This is a genomic window from Candidatus Limnocylindrales bacterium, assembly GCA_035626395.1.
Classification (GTDB): domain Bacteria; phylum Desulfobacterota; class Binatia; order UBA1149; family CAITLU01; genus DASPNH01.
On sequence record DASPNR010000030.1, the window covers coordinates 49,688 to 64,481 of the forward strand.

Here is a 14,794-nt window from a genome sequence, read left to right on the forward strand (position 1 = left end):
GCGCAGGCCTCTCGGGTAGGCCTGCCAGCATGTCCGTCACCATCTTCGGCATCGTCAATCTGACCGAGGACTCCTTCTCGGACGGGGGACGCTTCCTGCAGCCGGAGGCGGCGATCGACCATGCGCTGAGGCTGCGCGCGGACGGCGCCGACGTCATCGATCTCGGACCTGCGTCCAGCGCCCCCGAGGCGCGCGAGGTATCGGCGCAGGAAGAGATCGAACGGCTCGCGCCGGTGATGGCCGAATTGTCACGCCACGGGGTGGCCGTCAGCGTCGATTCGTGGCGCACGCAGACGCAGCGGTACGCGCTCGGCGCCGGCGCAGCCTACCTCAACGACATCCGCGGCTTCGACGATGCCGCTTTCCATTCCGAGCTGGCTGCTTCGACGGCGCGTCTGGTGGTGATGCATTCGGTCCAGCGCGGCCCGCGCGCAACTCGCGAGGTGACGGACGCGGCTGCGGTGCTGCGCGGCATCGAGGAGTTCTTCGCGGCGCGCGTGGCCGCGCTCGAGACGGCGGGCATCGACCGCGCGCGTCTCGTGCTCGATCCTGGAATGGGCCTGTTCCTGGGAGCGGATCCGGAGCCGTCGGTTCTCGTGCTGCGGCGCGTGGGCGAGCTGCGCGCGCGTCATGGCTGCGACGTCATGATCTCGGTGTCGCGCAAGTCCGTGGTCGGGCGCCTTGCCGGCGGGCGCGGCATCCACGAGCGCGCGGCGGCCTCGCTGGCGGCCGAGCTCTTCGCGGTCGAGCGGGGCGCCACCTTCATCCGCACGCACGAGCCCCGCATGCTGCGCGATGCGCTCACGGTGCTCTCGGCGCTGTCGGAGAAGGCATGACGTTGGTCGCCGGCGCAGGCGTTCCCGTGCGGCGGTGAAGCATGGACCTGGAGGCGACAGGATGGGGCGGCGGCGCACGGCTCGCTCTTTTCAGCGCAGCTCCCAGCGCACGCCGAACGTCCGTAGGGCATCGAGCATGTCCATCGCCGGCAGCGCCTTGCCGGTGGTCATGACGCCGGCATCGCGGCCGCGGCCGCGCACGAGCCACGTCGCCGTCAGCGCGGCGGTTGCACCCGAAGTCGCATAGACGTCCGCGCCGCTCATGCGGCACAGATGACTTCCGCTCGGCGACTGAGCGTGAACGAACACGATCCACGACGCATTTTCGCGCTCGCCCGGCGGCGGCGGAGCCATCCACCGGGCGATGCCCCTGGCGGCGAGCCTGCGCATGCGATCTCCCATCATTCGGCGCGCCGCCGGCTGCGCCTTGGTGGCCAGCGCCAGCCCCGCCGCCGCCGCACGCGGCAGCAGCACGTAGCAGCTGGCGGACTGGAGGCTGGCGATGTCGAGCGGCAGCATCACCGCATCGCCGCCCGGGAACGGCGCGGCCCAGAACGGATCGCGCTCGCCCGGAAACATCACGCGCCGCGCCGTCCACGACGTCGGCATCGGCGCCAGCCGTCCGTCGCGGAACGCGACGAATCGCTCGCCGATCATGCCGAGCGCCGACAGCGCCGTGCCGGTGCTCGGCCGGAAGCCATCGGTGAAGTGATAGGAGCTGACGGTCAGCAGCGGCCCGCACCGCTCGTGAAGCAGTGCCGCGCCGAGATAGCTGAACGTGTACTCGAAGGCCGCGCCAGTGATGACGGTCGCGCCCGTGCTGACGGCGCGCCGGTGCAGGCTCTCGTACACCTGCATCTGGAATGTCTGTTCGCCCGTGGTGTCGACGTAATGGACGCCCATGTCCACGGCCGCCCGCACCACCGGCATGCCGAGCATCGTGAAGGGCCCGACGGTGTTGATGACGGCGCGCATGCCGCCGAGCGCCTGCGCTACCGATGCACCGTCGCCGGCGTCGGCCACGCGCACGTCCGGACGCGAAGGCAGCGCCGCGGCCATCTCCTCGAGCGCGACGCGATTGCGTCCGCCCAGAACGTAGGGTTGCTCGAGTCGCTCGAGCGCGGAAACCACCAGACGCCCGGTGTAGCCGGTGGCGCCGAGTACGAGCAGCCGATCCATCGAGCGGCCGGATCGCTGGCGGCTAGTGAACGCCCGAGGCCGGCGCGAGCGTCGTCGGAGAAACGCCGAGACGCCGAAGCGCCGCCTCCCACATGTCCTCCGGCGGCGTGTCGAAGAGGAAATCGGCGTTGACGTCGCTGTTGATCCAGGCCGTCTCGGTCAGCTCGCGTTCGAGCTGCGAGGGGCCCCAACCCGAGTAGCCGAGCAGGAAGCGCAGGCGCCGCGGCGGCTGCGCGGCCAGCACCTTGAGCGCATCGGGCGCCGAGGACATGTACAGCCCCGGCATCACCTCCTGCGTGCCCTTGCCGCTGAGCCCTTCGACATACTCGTGCAGGATCCAGCCGGTTTCCGGCTGCACCGGCCCGCCGGACCAGGCCACGTCCTTCTTCGGCCCCTGCCACTCGACCTCGATGGCCTTGAGCAGCTCGCCGACCGGAACGCGGGTGGGCCGGTTGACGACGAGGCCGAACGAGCCTTCGTGCTGATGCTCGATCATGAGCACGACCGAGCGGTGGAAGTTGGGATCGCGAAGCTGAGGCATCGCGATCAGCAGACCAGGTGCGACCCGAAGCTCCCCTATCATGTGTTTTTTAGTACTCCCGGACATGGCTGCGGGCAAGGGGAGGAATTACCCGCGTGCGTTGGCGCCCCCGATCCGCCGGCGAGAGCCACGCACCGTAGTGCGCGCCGAGGCAGTCACGCCCGCCGGCATGGCTTCGGACGGGCCTGCGGCGTCAGTCGTCGTTGGCGCCCATGTCGGCAAGTGTCCCGCTGGTCTGCGCTCCGTTGGCGTTGTTGCCTTCCAGATGGTTGCCCCAGTAGCTGCCGCCGCCGCTGGCGTTGATGCCGAACCCCTTGTTGCGATAGATCATGTTGCCGTTGACCCGCATTGGGCTGCCGCCGGAGCTGATGATTCCCGCGATGCCGTTGTAGTCGATGCGGTTGTCTCGGATCAGCCCGCTGACCTTGATGCCGTTGCCCTTGTTGAAGACCACGACGTTGCGCTCGATGATCGTGCCGAGGTTGGCGGCACCGCAGGCGCAGTTGGTGATCCCGTCGCCACCGTTGCCTTCGATGTGGCTGTCGCGCACGACACCTTGATACAACGTTATGCCCGGCCCGCCGTTCCCCACCACGTGAACGTCCTCGATGGTAACGCTGTTGTAGTACTGCGTGTCCGTGTAGATGCCGCCCGAGGCGAAGCCGCGGATGCGGCCGTTGCGCAACGTCGAGCCACCCTGGATGGAGATGCCGTAGCCCGATCCGGAGGTGCAGATGATGCTGGTGGCGTCGTAGGGAACCTGCAGCGTGCAGGTGCCGGGACCGATGATCGCGAAGCCGTTCAGGTCCAGCGTCGCGTTCGAAAGGACGACGCCGGTCGTCCCCACCGGCACGACCAGGTTGCTCGTCAGCCGGTAGCTTCCGTCGATGAGCTGGATCGGGAAACCGTCACCGGCTTCGACCGAAGCCTGATTGACCTCGATGACGCCGTCGACGGCGGCTGCCGAAGGCGGCAGTGAAAGTGTCGCCACGGCCGCCGAGGCCGCCACGGCTGCCATTTTCGACCAGATGGATGCGCGCCGGTTCAGGCTCGTCATGACTTCCTTCTCCTCCTCGCCGGGCCGATCTCGCTCGCTTCTTCAACTGCACGCCGGACACGCCGGCAGCGCCGGCTGTCCCACCGCGATCCGCAACGCCAGCAGCGAGTCGGATGCCGTGACGTCGCCGTTGCCATTGACGTCGCACACGCAGTCGGCACAGGTCTGGGTGCCGACCGCCGCCTGCAGGATGAAAAGGGCGTCGCTGGCGGTGACGGTCAGGCTGTTGTTGGTGTCGGCACACAAGACGGTCGCAGCTTCGTTGGCCGAGATCGCGGCGACGTCGGCGGCGGCCAGGGCGGCGTGCGCGTCCGATCCGTCCACTTGTATCTGCCAGGCCTGGCCGTCGTGCTCGAGGACGTCCTCGTCGTCGAAGCCGACTCCGCCGACGGATCCACTGCCGTCGAAGGAAACGAGCACGTGGCCGTTCTCGAGCACATGCGCGGCATCCACGTCGAGCGCGTCGGGAACACCTGCCGCCGACCCGTCGAAGAGGATGGAAAAGGTGCCCGCCTGCAGCCGGACCAGATCCTCGTCGCCGACGACGAGTGCTGCGTCGAGCCTGGCGGCGATGTCGAAGGAGACGGCGATATCCCCGTCGATGATCGCCACCGCGTCGATCGCCGCGCCCTCGGGAATTCCTTCGGCCGAGCCGTCCAGAGCGATGCTGTAGCTGGCGTTCGCGAAGCGCACGACATCGCGCGGCGTGGCAGTGATGCCTCCGATCACGGTCGTGGAGTCGACGGAGAAGAGCATGTCGCCGTCGGCGGCCACCGAGTAGCCCGCTAGCGCCACCCCTTCGGGCAATGGTCCCAGACTGGCCGTGGCGGTGTTGCCGTTCAGATCATCGATGATGACGTCATGGTCGGTCGCGGTCTCCTCGCCGACCGTGACGGTGACGTCGGCGCTGAACTCGAGGGATTCCAGCGTGGCGGCGCGTGCGACGCCTGCCTGCGCCATCCAGTGAGCGGCGACGACAGCGAGCAGCAAGCGGTGACGAGGCGAACGCGAAGAGAGAGGACGGACGTCGGGTTCCCGCTCCACGTGTCCCCTTCCCAAGAGCCACCGGCGCAGTCAACGCATTCGCTCACCCTGTTGCGGCGACGATTCGAGTTTTTTCGATGCATCACGCTCCAGCCTGTCCGACCGCGTGAGTGCCGCGCGGCGGGCCTTTGCGCAACGCTCGCCCCACGGAGGAGTTGCCGATGCGGAGCTTTCCTTGGCTGCGACGCACGATACTGTCTCCCTTCGACGTCCGATGGTGGGCAAGACGGCTGTCGCCCTTGCCGCCGCCAGCCGCAAAGCGCGTGCAGCACTGCCCGCGCAGGAGAAGCAATACATGGAATACGGCGTACTCGTACCGCAAGGATGGCGTCTCGATCTCACCGGCGTGCAGGGCGACGCCGAGAAATGGCGGACGTGCGATCGAGTCATCCGCGGCCTCGACGAGGCGGGATGGCAGTCGCTGTGGGTGTTCGACCACTTCCATACGTTTCCGCGCAAGCAGGTGGAGGCGACCTTCGAAGCATGGACGATGATGGCCAACATGGCCGCGATCACGTCGCGCGCGCGCATCGGCCAGCTGGTCACGTGCAACGAGTACCGCCACCCTGCCTACCTGGCCAAGATCGCCGCCTGCGTGGACGTGATGAGCGGCGGGCGCCTGGATCTCGGCATCGGCGCCGGGTGGTTCGCCGAGGAGTTCGAGGCGTTCGGCTACGACTTTCGCACCATCGGCGCGCGCCTGAAGCGGCTCGGTGAGTCGCTCGAGATCCTGCGCCGCCTCTGGGGCCCCGAGGAGACGGTGACGTTCGAAGGCAAGCACTTCAAGCTCGTGGATGCGATCTGCCAGCCGCGTCCTCTGCAGAGCCCGCGCATCCCCATCGTCATCGGCGGGCGCGGCGAGAAGGTGCTGCTGCGTCTCGTGGCCAGGTACGCGGACGTGTGGAACTACAACGGCAGCCAGGACGAGTTCCCGCGCTACAAGAAGATCCTGCAGGAGCATTGCCTGGCGGTGGGCCGCGACTTCGATGAGATCAAGATCACGGCGATGTCGGGCGGCATCGCCTTCGACGACGACGCGGAGAAGGAACGCTTCTTCACGCGCATCCAGACCCAGGGCTTCAACCCCGACAGCCTGCTCGGCTTCGTGGCCTGCCACGGCACGCGCGAGCGCTGCGCCGAGGTACTGTCGGCGTGGAAGGGCATGGGCGTGCACGGCATCGTCTTCTTCTTCAACGACATCGCCTCCTTCGGCAGCGGCGACTCCCAGGCGGAGATCTTCCGTCGCGACATCCTTTCCCAAGTCTGACCAAAGGAAACGCCGTCGCGGGGGTTCGCACAGAGCAAAGGCATCTACGGACAGCGAGGCGATCCGGGCGGCGCGGCGGCCACGGAGAGGCACCGGCTTCACCGCCGCCGCCTCCTGTCGATCGTGCGCGGCCGCCGCGACGGGAGTAACTCGAAAAAACGCCGCCGGTGCGGCCGCTCTGGCCAGCTTGGCAGTGGTTTCAAGGTAGCCGGGTGGGTAGACTCCGCGCCGATGCGCCCGCGCGCCCTCTCTCCGTCTTCGCCGCTCCCGCCGGAGCGCACTGCCTGCGCGCCGGTGCGCGCGTAGAGCGGCCCGATGCGAATCCTGCACTGGACCGAGCTCTATCGGCCGCACATCGGAGAGGTCGAGCTTCTGACCGAGCACCTCATCGGCGCTCTGCACGCCCGCGGCCACGAGAACGTCGTCGTCACCTCGCACACGTCGGCGCCGCTTCGCGACGAGGAGCAGCGCGGGCCCGCGCGCATCCACCGCTTCCGCTTCCAGCATGCGCTGGTCGCCCACGACGGTGCCGCCGTCGACGATTTGCGGCGCCGCGTCTGCGAACTGCTCTCGGCCATCGCGCCCGACGTGGTGCACGTGCACACGCTTCGCCCGAGCCTGCTCTTCCTCGAAGCGGCCGGCAGCGGCCCCTGGTCCACGATCGTCACCGCCTACGACGCGCAAGCGGCATCGGCCGCGCTGGCTGCGCGCGCGCTGACCCGCGCCGATGCCGTCGCGGCAACCTCGCAAGGCGGCCTTGCCACGTTGCGGCGCCTGGTCCCGACGCTGCCCGACACGGCGATCACGGTTCCCATCGGTCTTCCTGCCTCGACGCGTCGCGTGGCCGCGCGCGAAGCGGGGCCGCTCATCGTCGCGGCCGGACGTCTGGCGCCCGACGAAGGCTTCGAGCTGCTCCTGCGTGCGATGCCGATCGTGCTGCGGGTCTTCCCGCAGGCGCGCCTGCAGATCGCGGGCGACGGCCGAGATCGTGCGCGTCTGACGGCGCTCATCGAGGAGCTGCGCATCGGCCAGGACGTCGAGCTTCTGGGCTGGCAGTCGCAGGCGCGCACCGAAGCCATGCTGGCGCGGGCAACCGTGGTGGTCGTGCCCGCACGCCGCGGCGACGCGCTCGGCCTGACCGCGTTGCAGGCGGCGCAGCTTGGGCGGCCGGTCGTGGCCACCGCCTGCGGCGCGCTGCCGGAGATCGTGCATGACGGGGTCACCGGAGCGATCGTACCCAAGGCGCAAAGCAATCCTCTGGCATGGGCGATCATCGAGCTGCTCGCGCATCCCGACCGCGCGCTGCGAATGGGCGCGGCGGCTGCCGAGCGCGCCGCGCGCGATCTTTCGATGCCCGCAATGGTCAACGCGTACGAGGATCTGTACGCGCACGTCTCGCGCGAGCGCCGCCGGCGCGCCAGCAACGCTCTTTCCCATCGGCCCGTGCTGGTGTGGGAAGGGCCGCTCTCGGGCTACAGCGCGCTCTCCTACAGCAACGCCGCCATCTGCAATGCGCTGTTGCAGATGCAGGCCGTCGATCTGCGCATCGTGTCGAACCAGCGGACCTGGACGGATCTGGACTCGCGTCCCGAGCTGCAGGGCCTGCGGGAGCTGGATTCGGCCGTGGCCGGCAGTCCCGTCGGCGAGGCGGCCAACCGTGCATCACTATGGGTGCGCAACCAGTTCCCGATGCGCGGCGCGGCGCCCGGACGTTTCCCCTGGGTCGTCTCGCAGACCTGGGAGTATTCGCTGATCTCGACCCCGATGGTGGAGGCGCTCAACCGCTGCCGCGAAGTCTGGACGCCCTCCGTGTTCAGTGCCGAGGCCGTGCGGCGCTCGGGCGTACGCATGCCCGTGGAGGTCGTTCCGTTCGGTGTGGATACGACGCTGTTCACGCCCGAGGGCAAGCGCTTTTCGCTGCCGCACGACGATGCTTTCCGCTTCCTGTTCGTCGGCGCATCGATCTATCGAAAGGGTCTGGACGTGCTGCTGGCAGCCTATGCCCGCGCCTTCCGCCGCAACGAGAAGGTGCTGCTCGTGGTCAAGGACGTGGGCGTCGGCTCCAACTATGAGGGGCATACCAGCGGTGACCGCGTCGAGTCGTTCGCGGCCGACGCCTCCAACCCGCGCGTGGCCTATCTGGACGGGCGACTGCCTTCGGCGTCACTGGCGTCGCTGTACCGCTCCTGCGACGTCTTCGTCAGCGCCTACCGCGGCGAAGGCTTCTGCCTGCCGGCGCTGGAGGCGATGGCCAGCGGCTTGCCGGTCGTGGTCACCAGCGGCGGTGCCACCGACGATTTCGTCGATGAGAGCGTGGGATGGCGCATCCCGTCGCGGCCGCGCTACGTGGGCCGCTCCGTCTACGGGCAGCCTACGCCCGAGGACGTCTACCTGCTCGAGCCCGACGTAACCGCGCTCGCCGAGCTCCTGCGCGAATGCTTCGACCGTCGCGATGAAGTGCGCCGGCGTGCAGATGCGGCGCTCGAGCGCGTGCGTAGCGGCTGGACGTGGACGCACACCGCGCGACGCGTGCTGGATCGCATGGAAGCGTTGATGGGTCTCGGGGCCGCCGTGCAGCGCTGACGTCGGCAGCGTGAAACGCGAGAGCACGCACCGCCGCGCAGGACCATCGTATCCCGCAGCAGCGCCGCGCTCACCAGGGCGCAGCGGTTGGGCTCATCCGGCTACGAGTATCGCTTGATCCACAGCTTCATCTCATCGGTCAGCCGCTCGTCCTCCATGTAGACGCGCGGCGCGCCGGTGGGGCCCATCGCCAGGCGGATGATGAGATGGCCGTGGCGCAGCTCGCGCGGTTCATTCGAAGGGATGCCGCGCTGGTGCAGCAGCTGGTCGTAGTAGTCGTGGACATTGGGCGCCTGGAACCAGACCTCGGCCAGACGGTCGTTGAAGAAGTGTGCCGTCAACGTGCCGGTAAAGCCGATGTCGGTGAACCCGTGGACGTCCATGAACGTGTGCTTGAAGGGCGGCCTTCCCGGGTCGGACTCCGAGGTCTGCTCATCCTTGACGGACACTTCACCCGAGCCCATCGCTGCGACGCGACGCTGGAACTCCTCGGGAGTGATGTAGCTCGGCAGATCGCCGGCGAACAGGACCGGGTCGTACGCAACCTCGGTGAAGGACACGTTGCGGTAGGTCTCGTAGAACACGACGTGAGCGCCCCCGTAGAGCGCCAGCAGGAGCACCGGCAGGCCAAGGCCCAGCGCAAGATTGGTGGATCGGGCCATAGTTGGCTCTTTGAACGATCTGCGCGTCCGGGCAAGCGAACGTCAGGCAGGATCAGGCAACCCCGTGGCTGCGCGTCCATCGCTGACCGGGTAGGGCGGCCACACGACGACATCCTGGCGGCGGCTGAAGTGGAAGACGGCATCGCCTTCGCCCGAGATTCCCTGCTCCTGCGCCATGCTGTTCTCGGCGATCTCGGCGCCGGCGTGCTGCAGCGGCCAGGGCTGATGATGGATCTCGGCTCGCAGCAGCGTCCCGCTGGCCGTTTGCGAGTAGAGGCAGTAGCGCTCGGTCAGAAAATGCTCGAGCGTCCCGGGCTCCGGCTCGAAACGCGGCGAACTCGGCCAGTAGCTGGCCTGGAAGGCGATGCGGCGCTCGACGTTGCGACGGATGCTGCGGTAGTGGACGCGCTCGCGTCGTTCCTCGACTTCCATGTCGGCGACGAAGTACGGGAGCTGGAAGAGCAGGCGAGCGGCGGCGACGGCCAGGACGTTGGTGGCATCCAGGCTGACGAACCACACGCCCGCCTTGTCGCCATGCTCGACGTAGAGGCGCACGTTGAGCTCCGGGAACGCCGAGAACCACGGCAGGTCGGGCAGGCCGCGCACCATCACGCCCTCCATGCGGAACGGCACCACGCCGACCCACGAACTGCCGTTGAATTCCTGGATGCGCAGCTGGGACGGAACCAGCGGTCGCAGGGCGGATGCGGGCACGCGCCAATGCGCGAACAGCAGATCGCGCCAGCTCTGGCGCATCACCCATGGTCCCGATGGGAGGGGCCATGGGCGGTGCTCGGTGCGTCGCAGCGCGGGGTGCATGCCCGGTCGATTGTGGCCGGAAGATGCGCGCGGAGAAATGCAGGCGGCACGAATCAGCGCCGGTAGGCTCCACCAGCCGGGTAAGACCTTTGGCAGCTAGAAGCGGCGCGCCTTGCTGCAGCCGTATCTCGTACGTTCGCGGAAGAGACGCCGGTGGCGAGACCGCGCTCTCGCCACCGGCATTCAGGATCAGCGCCCGCCGCGGACGGCGCGCACGTAGTTGTAGACGGTCTTCGACGACGAGGCGATGCCGCCGGTCGCGTAATTGACGGTCCAGGCCTGGTTCGGGCTCGAGGACGACGTCGTCGAGGTCCAGTACGGCTTGGAGTGCGTGCAGCTGCAGTTCTCGACCATGCAGCCCGGCGCGCAGTTGTCGTTGTTGAAGGCGACGCTGATCGACGGGCTGGAGGTGCTGAAGTCGACGAGCGAGGCCATCTCGCGGACGTTCGGCAGCCGCCAGTCGTTGTAGCCGGCGAAGCCCGCGCCCTGGTCCATTGCGTTCAGCGAGTTGATCTTCCCGTAGGCACCCGCCCACTGGTACGCAAAATCCTGGTAGTCGTGAATGGTGCCGTCGTCCGACAGCTTCTCCCACATCAGGTTGGTGTTGACGTCGGTGATCGTTCCGTCGCCGTTGTCGATAAAACTGAACTCGAGCCCCGCGAGGAACTGGCCGTCCTGCCCCGAACCGTTGCACGCGATCGTGTTGATCGGATTCACGTTGTCGAGCGGGTCATAGCACGTGAACTGCCCGGTCTTCAGGATCGAGCCCTCGATGCAGATGAACTCGCCGCACGAGCACATCAGGTCGACATTGCCGCCGACCGAGCCTCGCAGCACTGCCAGTGCGTCCTGCGCCGTTACCGTCCCCGAATCGTTCACGTCGCCGCACGGCTGAAGCGGCTCGCACATCGGCTCTTCGCCGGCCATGGCGCTCGATGCCAGAGCGGCGACGAGCAGCCATGCCCCCAACACTGTCCTTGTCTTCATCGTCTTATCCCCTTGTCTGCGTATTCGTCGCGCGTGGACCCAGGGGAGCAAACCTCGCCCGTTATCCCTTCCGCCGCACGACGCGTCGCGAAGCTACCACGCTGGTCCGAGATTGGGCGAGCGGAAAGGCGTCAAAAACCTTGGCGCGTGAGCTCGTTCACGCGTGCGAACGCCGGCTCGTGGAGTTGCGCTCCGTTCAAGCGAGAACTTTCCATGGCCAAAGGAATGACGTGTCGAGCTCTCATCCAATCGTCGTGGAATCGAGCCTGGCCGGCGCTGTCATCTGCCGCGTGCCAGCGCCAACACCAGCCTCTCCGCCGCCGCCTCTCCGCTGCGCACGCAATCGGGGATGCCGACGCCGTGGAGCGCGGCGCCGGCCAGCGCGAACGCCGGCAATCGCCCGGCCTCGTCCTCGATGCGCGCCACGCGCTCGAGGTGTCCGACGTTGTACTGCGGCATCGATCGCGGCCACCGGACGATCCGCGCGTGCCGCGGCCGCGCGCGCACGCCGAGCAGCTCGGCGAGGTCGCGGTCGATCCCGGCAAGCATGCGCTCGTCGGGCATCTCGAAGTGCTCGGGGAAGAGCGCGCCGCCCACGAATCCGCGGATCAGCACCATGCCTTCGGGAGCGCGGCCGGCGTACTTGACGCTGCTGAACGTGCACGCCAGCAGCGTACGCCGCTCCACCGCCGGCACGACGAAGCCGAAGCCGTGCAGCGGATGGGCGATGTCCGCGCGGCGATAGAGGAGATTGACGATGGCGGTGGAGGCGTACTCGATGCCGTTCAGCGACCGCGCCAGCTCCGGCGATGCGCTCTCGAGGATGCGCGCGCTCGCATACGCGGGTGTCGCCAGGCAGACCGCGTCCGCCTCGATGCGCTCCTGCGCCGTGTCGAGCGTGTGGACGATCCAGCGGCCATCCTCGCGCCGCTCGACGCTCTCGACCATGACGCCCGTGCGCACGCAGCCCTGCGGCAGCAGCTCGCAAAGACGCGAAGGAAGAACCGACAGACCCTTGTCGAAAGAGATGAACAGCGAATAGCGCGGCCCAGCGGTGGAGCCGGGAGCCGCGGCGCTGCGCTTCATCGCCGCGCTCAGCCCGAGGATGAGGCTGCGATGCCTGCGCTCCATCTCCACGAACCGCGGCATCGTCGCGCGTAGCGACAGCCTGGCAGGGTCGGCGGTGTAGATGCCGCCGACCATCGGCTGCGCCGCCCGGTCGAGCGCCTCGCGCCCCAGACGCCGGGTGACGAAGCTGGCCAGGCTCTCGTCGCTGGCGTCGGTGCGTCGCGGCAGCACCAGGTCCATTGCCATGCGCGCCTTGCCCGGAAGCGAGAACAGCCGCGAGGCGGCAAACGTGGACAGGCGCGTCGGCGCCATCATGTAGAAGCCTTCCGGGATCGGGTGCAGCTTGTTGCCGAGCGCGACGAAGCTCTGCCGGTGCTCGTTGCTGGTGCCGATGATGCGGTCCTTCAGCCCGATTTCCTCAGCCAGCGCACGCGCCCACGGCTTCTCGGTGATGATGGAGTCGGGCCCCAGCTCGAGCAGGCAGCCTTCCTCCTCGACGCTTTCGATGACGCCGCCGGCGCGCGACGACCCCTCGAGGAGCACGACCTCGACGTCGAGCCCGCGCTCGCGCGCCAGCCTGTCCGCGCGATAGGCCGCAGTGAGCCCGGCGATACCGGCGCCGACGATGACGATGCGGGGCTTCAAGACCGCGACGAAAGCTCGTGCACGGTGTCCACGAGCGCGATGACGTTGTCGACCGGCGTTCCCGGCAGGATGCCGTGCCCGAGGTTGAAGATGTGCCCGGGCCTGCCGCCGACCTCCTCGAGCACGCGCGCCGCCTGCTTCTTCACGGTGGCGACGTCGCTCAGCAGGATGACGGGGTCCAGATTTCCCTGAATCGGCGTGCCCGGGAAGCGATCGAATGCCTGACCGATGTCCATCCGGTGATCGACGCCGAGCACGCGCGCGCCGGCCTCCATCTGAAGATCGAGCAGGGTTGCCGTGTCGGTGCCGAAGTGGATCACGGGCACGTCCTTGGGCAGCGCTTCCATGATCGCGCGCATGTGCGGCAGCACGTAGGTCTCGTAATCGTAGGGCGAGAGGCAGCCGACCCAGCTGTCGAAGATCTGAAGCGCCTGGCATCCGGCCTCGGCCTGCGCCGACAGGTACCGGGCGACCGCGCGCGAGAGCACCGACATCATCGCGTTCCACGCGCCGGCATCGGTGTACATGAAGCGCTTGGTGGCGACGTAGTTCTTCGAACCGCCGCCCTCGATCACGTAGGAGGCCAGCGTGAAGGGCGCGCCCGAAAAACCGATCAACGGGATATTCGGCTGCAGCTCGGCGCGGATGCGCGCGATGGCGTCGTAGACGAAGGCGAGCTCCTGGCGCGGGTCGATCTCGCGCAGGCGGTCGACGTCTTCGGGGCCGCGCACCAGGCGGGAAAGGCTCGGGCCGTCGCCGTGCACGTACTCGAGCCCAAGGCCCATCGGCTCCAGGATCAGAAGAATGTCCGAGAACAGAATGGCCGCGTCCGCGCCGATGCGTTCCTGCGCCTCGACCGTCACCTTGGCGGCCAGCTCGGGCATCTTGCACAGGTCGAGGAAGGAGTAGCGCGCCCGCACCTCGCGATACTCCTGCATGTAGCGGCCGGCCTGGCGCATCAGCCACACGGGCGTGTACGGCACCGGTTCACCGCGGCACGCCTTCATGAACGGGCTCTCGGAAAGGAGCCTGGGATCGGCCGCAGGCCGCGGCGGCCGCGCGGGCGCCGCGGCGGCCCGCAGCGTCGCGCGCTTGTCGGCAACGATGGCCGGTGCCTGCTCGCCGGCCTCCTTGATCAGCGTGCCGATCTTGGGGTGCGACGGCTGCATGTCGACGTGGAAGCCGTGCTCGACCAGCGTCTCCGTGCAGACCGGGCCGACCGAGCAGACCACCAGCTCACGCAGGGCTGCGCGGAACTCCTGCTCCTTTCCCAGGCGTCGTACGACTTCGAGCAGGCTGTAGAGCTGGTTGGAGCTGGTGAAGAGCAGGACGTCGACCGTGCGCGCCAGCACCTGCCCGATCGCGTCCTGCAACGGGTGGATGTCGTCGGGCAGCTCCCACCGGTACACCGGCACCTGATGCACGGCCGCGCCGCGCGCCCGCAGCGCCGCCACGAATTCATCGTTGCTGACGCCGTACTCCTGCACGGCGACGGTGGCGCCCTCGACTTCCACGCCTTCGGTGGCCTCATCCAGCGCTGCCAGGATCTGACGCCAGGTGTTGGGCTCGGGGACGGTGATGGTGACGGGGACGCCGAGCTCGCGCAGGACGCGCACCGGCTTGGGCCCGCGCGCCACGGTGGTGGTCGCGCTGAGCGCACGCACCAGGTCGGCCTGCTCGTAGCGCGTCTGCAGGGCGGCGAAGAGGTACCGCGTGCCAACCCCGGTCATGAAGATGACGATGTTTACGCGCCCCGCCAGCAGCTCCTCCGCAAAGACGAACGCCTGATCGTTCGCCTCCAGAGGCACTTCTTTCATCGTCGGCGCCGAGATCGGCACGCCGCCCGCGTTGTGGATCAGACGGCGGGCCTCTTCCGCCATGCGGCTTTCGAAGGAGACGACGCGAAGGCCGCCGAAACCGCGCTGGCTCGCTGCGTGGGGGGCTGAAACGGAATCGGCCATGAGGAGCCGCGATGCCGCGGCGCGCAACTGTCGCAAGATCACCGCATGCTGGCAACCGCCGCTATTGACGGAGCCGCGGTGGAGTGTCTTACTCGGGCCGACTGCGCGCGAGGGCTCGATCGCAGCGCACGCTGCGGCTTGGAGA

The 14,794-nt window shown here is 68.3% G+C and carries 12 protein-coding genes; 3 read left to right on the plus strand and 9 right to left on the minus strand.

The window, feature by feature from the left end; translation table 11 throughout:
• The first annotated feature begins 29 nt into the window (after positions 1-29).
• Complete coding sequence (gene folP / locus VEC57_09740; GenBank protein ID HYB99395.1) at positions 30-836, plus strand: dihydropteroate synthase; 807 nt, start codon at positions 30-32, stop codon at positions 834-836.
• 90 nt (positions 837-926) lie between these two features.
• On the opposite strand, the gene VEC57_09745 is transcribed toward folP, so the two are convergent.
• From VEC57_09745 to VEC57_09760, 4 genes are all read right to left on the minus strand, one after another.
• Positions 927-2,015, minus strand: a complete 1,089-nt coding sequence (locus tag VEC57_09745) for a saccharopine dehydrogenase NADP-binding domain-containing protein (protein ID HYB99396.1) — start codon at positions 2,013-2,015, stop codon at positions 927-929.
• A gap of 22 nt (positions 2,016-2,037) precedes the next feature.
• A complete protein-coding gene (locus tag VEC57_09750) occupies positions 2,038-2,598 on the minus strand; it encodes a YqgE/AlgH family protein (protein HYB99397.1) in 561 nt (186 codons plus the stop codon).
• 151 nt (positions 2,599-2,749) lie between these two features.
• Positions 2,750-3,613, minus strand: a complete 864-nt coding sequence (locus VEC57_09755) for a right-handed parallel beta-helix repeat-containing protein (protein ID HYB99398.1) — start codon at positions 3,611-3,613, stop codon at positions 2,750-2,752.
• A 42-nt stretch (positions 3,614-3,655) separates the two neighbouring features.
• The gene (locus tag VEC57_09760) at positions 3,656-4,603 is read right to left on the minus strand and encodes a hypothetical protein (protein ID HYB99399.1); all 948 of its coding nucleotides are present in this window, start codon (positions 4,601-4,603) and stop codon (positions 3,656-3,658) included.
• A gap of 349 nt (positions 4,604-4,952) precedes the next feature.
• On the opposite strand from VEC57_09760, the gene VEC57_09765 reads away from it, so the two are divergent.
• Both VEC57_09765 and VEC57_09770 read left to right on the plus strand, forming a co-directional pair.
• On the plus strand, positions 4,953-5,924 hold the full coding sequence (locus VEC57_09765) for a TIGR03560 family F420-dependent LLM class oxidoreductase (GenBank protein ID HYB99400.1): 972 nt from the start codon (positions 4,953-4,955) through the stop codon (positions 5,922-5,924).
• A 315-nt stretch (positions 5,925-6,239) separates the two neighbouring features.
• Positions 6,240-8,507 carry a glycosyltransferase gene (locus VEC57_09770; protein HYB99401.1) on the plus strand — a complete coding sequence of 756 codons (2,268 nt, stop codon included), beginning with the start codon at positions 6,240-6,242 and terminating at the stop codon, positions 8,505-8,507.
• A 101-nt stretch (positions 8,508-8,608) separates the two neighbouring features.
• Here the strand turns inward: VEC57_09770 and VEC57_09775 are convergent, their stop codons facing one another.
• From VEC57_09775 to hemE, 5 genes are all read right to left on the minus strand, one after another.
• Positions 8,609-9,169 carry a hypothetical protein gene (locus VEC57_09775; protein ID HYB99402.1) on the minus strand — a complete coding sequence of 187 codons (561 nt, stop codon included), beginning with the start codon at positions 9,167-9,169 and terminating at the stop codon, positions 8,609-8,611.
• A 42-nt stretch (positions 9,170-9,211) separates the two neighbouring features.
• The gene (locus VEC57_09780) at positions 9,212-9,988 is read right to left on the minus strand and encodes a DUF2071 domain-containing protein (GenBank protein HYB99403.1); all 777 of its coding nucleotides are present in this window, start codon (positions 9,986-9,988) and stop codon (positions 9,212-9,214) included.
• Between the two features lie 189 nt (positions 9,989-10,177).
• Positions 10,178-10,975 (minus strand): DUF1566 domain-containing protein, encoded by a 798-nt coding sequence (locus tag VEC57_09785; protein HYB99404.1) that lies wholly within the window; start codon positions 10,973-10,975, stop codon positions 10,178-10,180.
• Positions 10,976-11,254: 279 nt separating this feature from the next.
• Positions 11,255-12,688: a protoporphyrinogen oxidase gene (gene hemG, locus VEC57_09790; protein HYB99405.1), complete on the minus strand. Its 1,434-nt coding sequence runs from the start codon at positions 12,686-12,688 to the stop codon at positions 11,255-11,257.
• Positions 12,685-14,568, minus strand: a complete 1,884-nt coding sequence (gene hemE, locus VEC57_09795; protein ID HYB99406.1) for a uroporphyrinogen decarboxylase — start codon at positions 14,566-14,568, stop codon at positions 12,685-12,687. The genes hemG and hemE overlap by 4 nt, the downstream gene beginning before the upstream one ends.
• Positions 14,569-14,794: the final 226 nt, after the last annotated feature.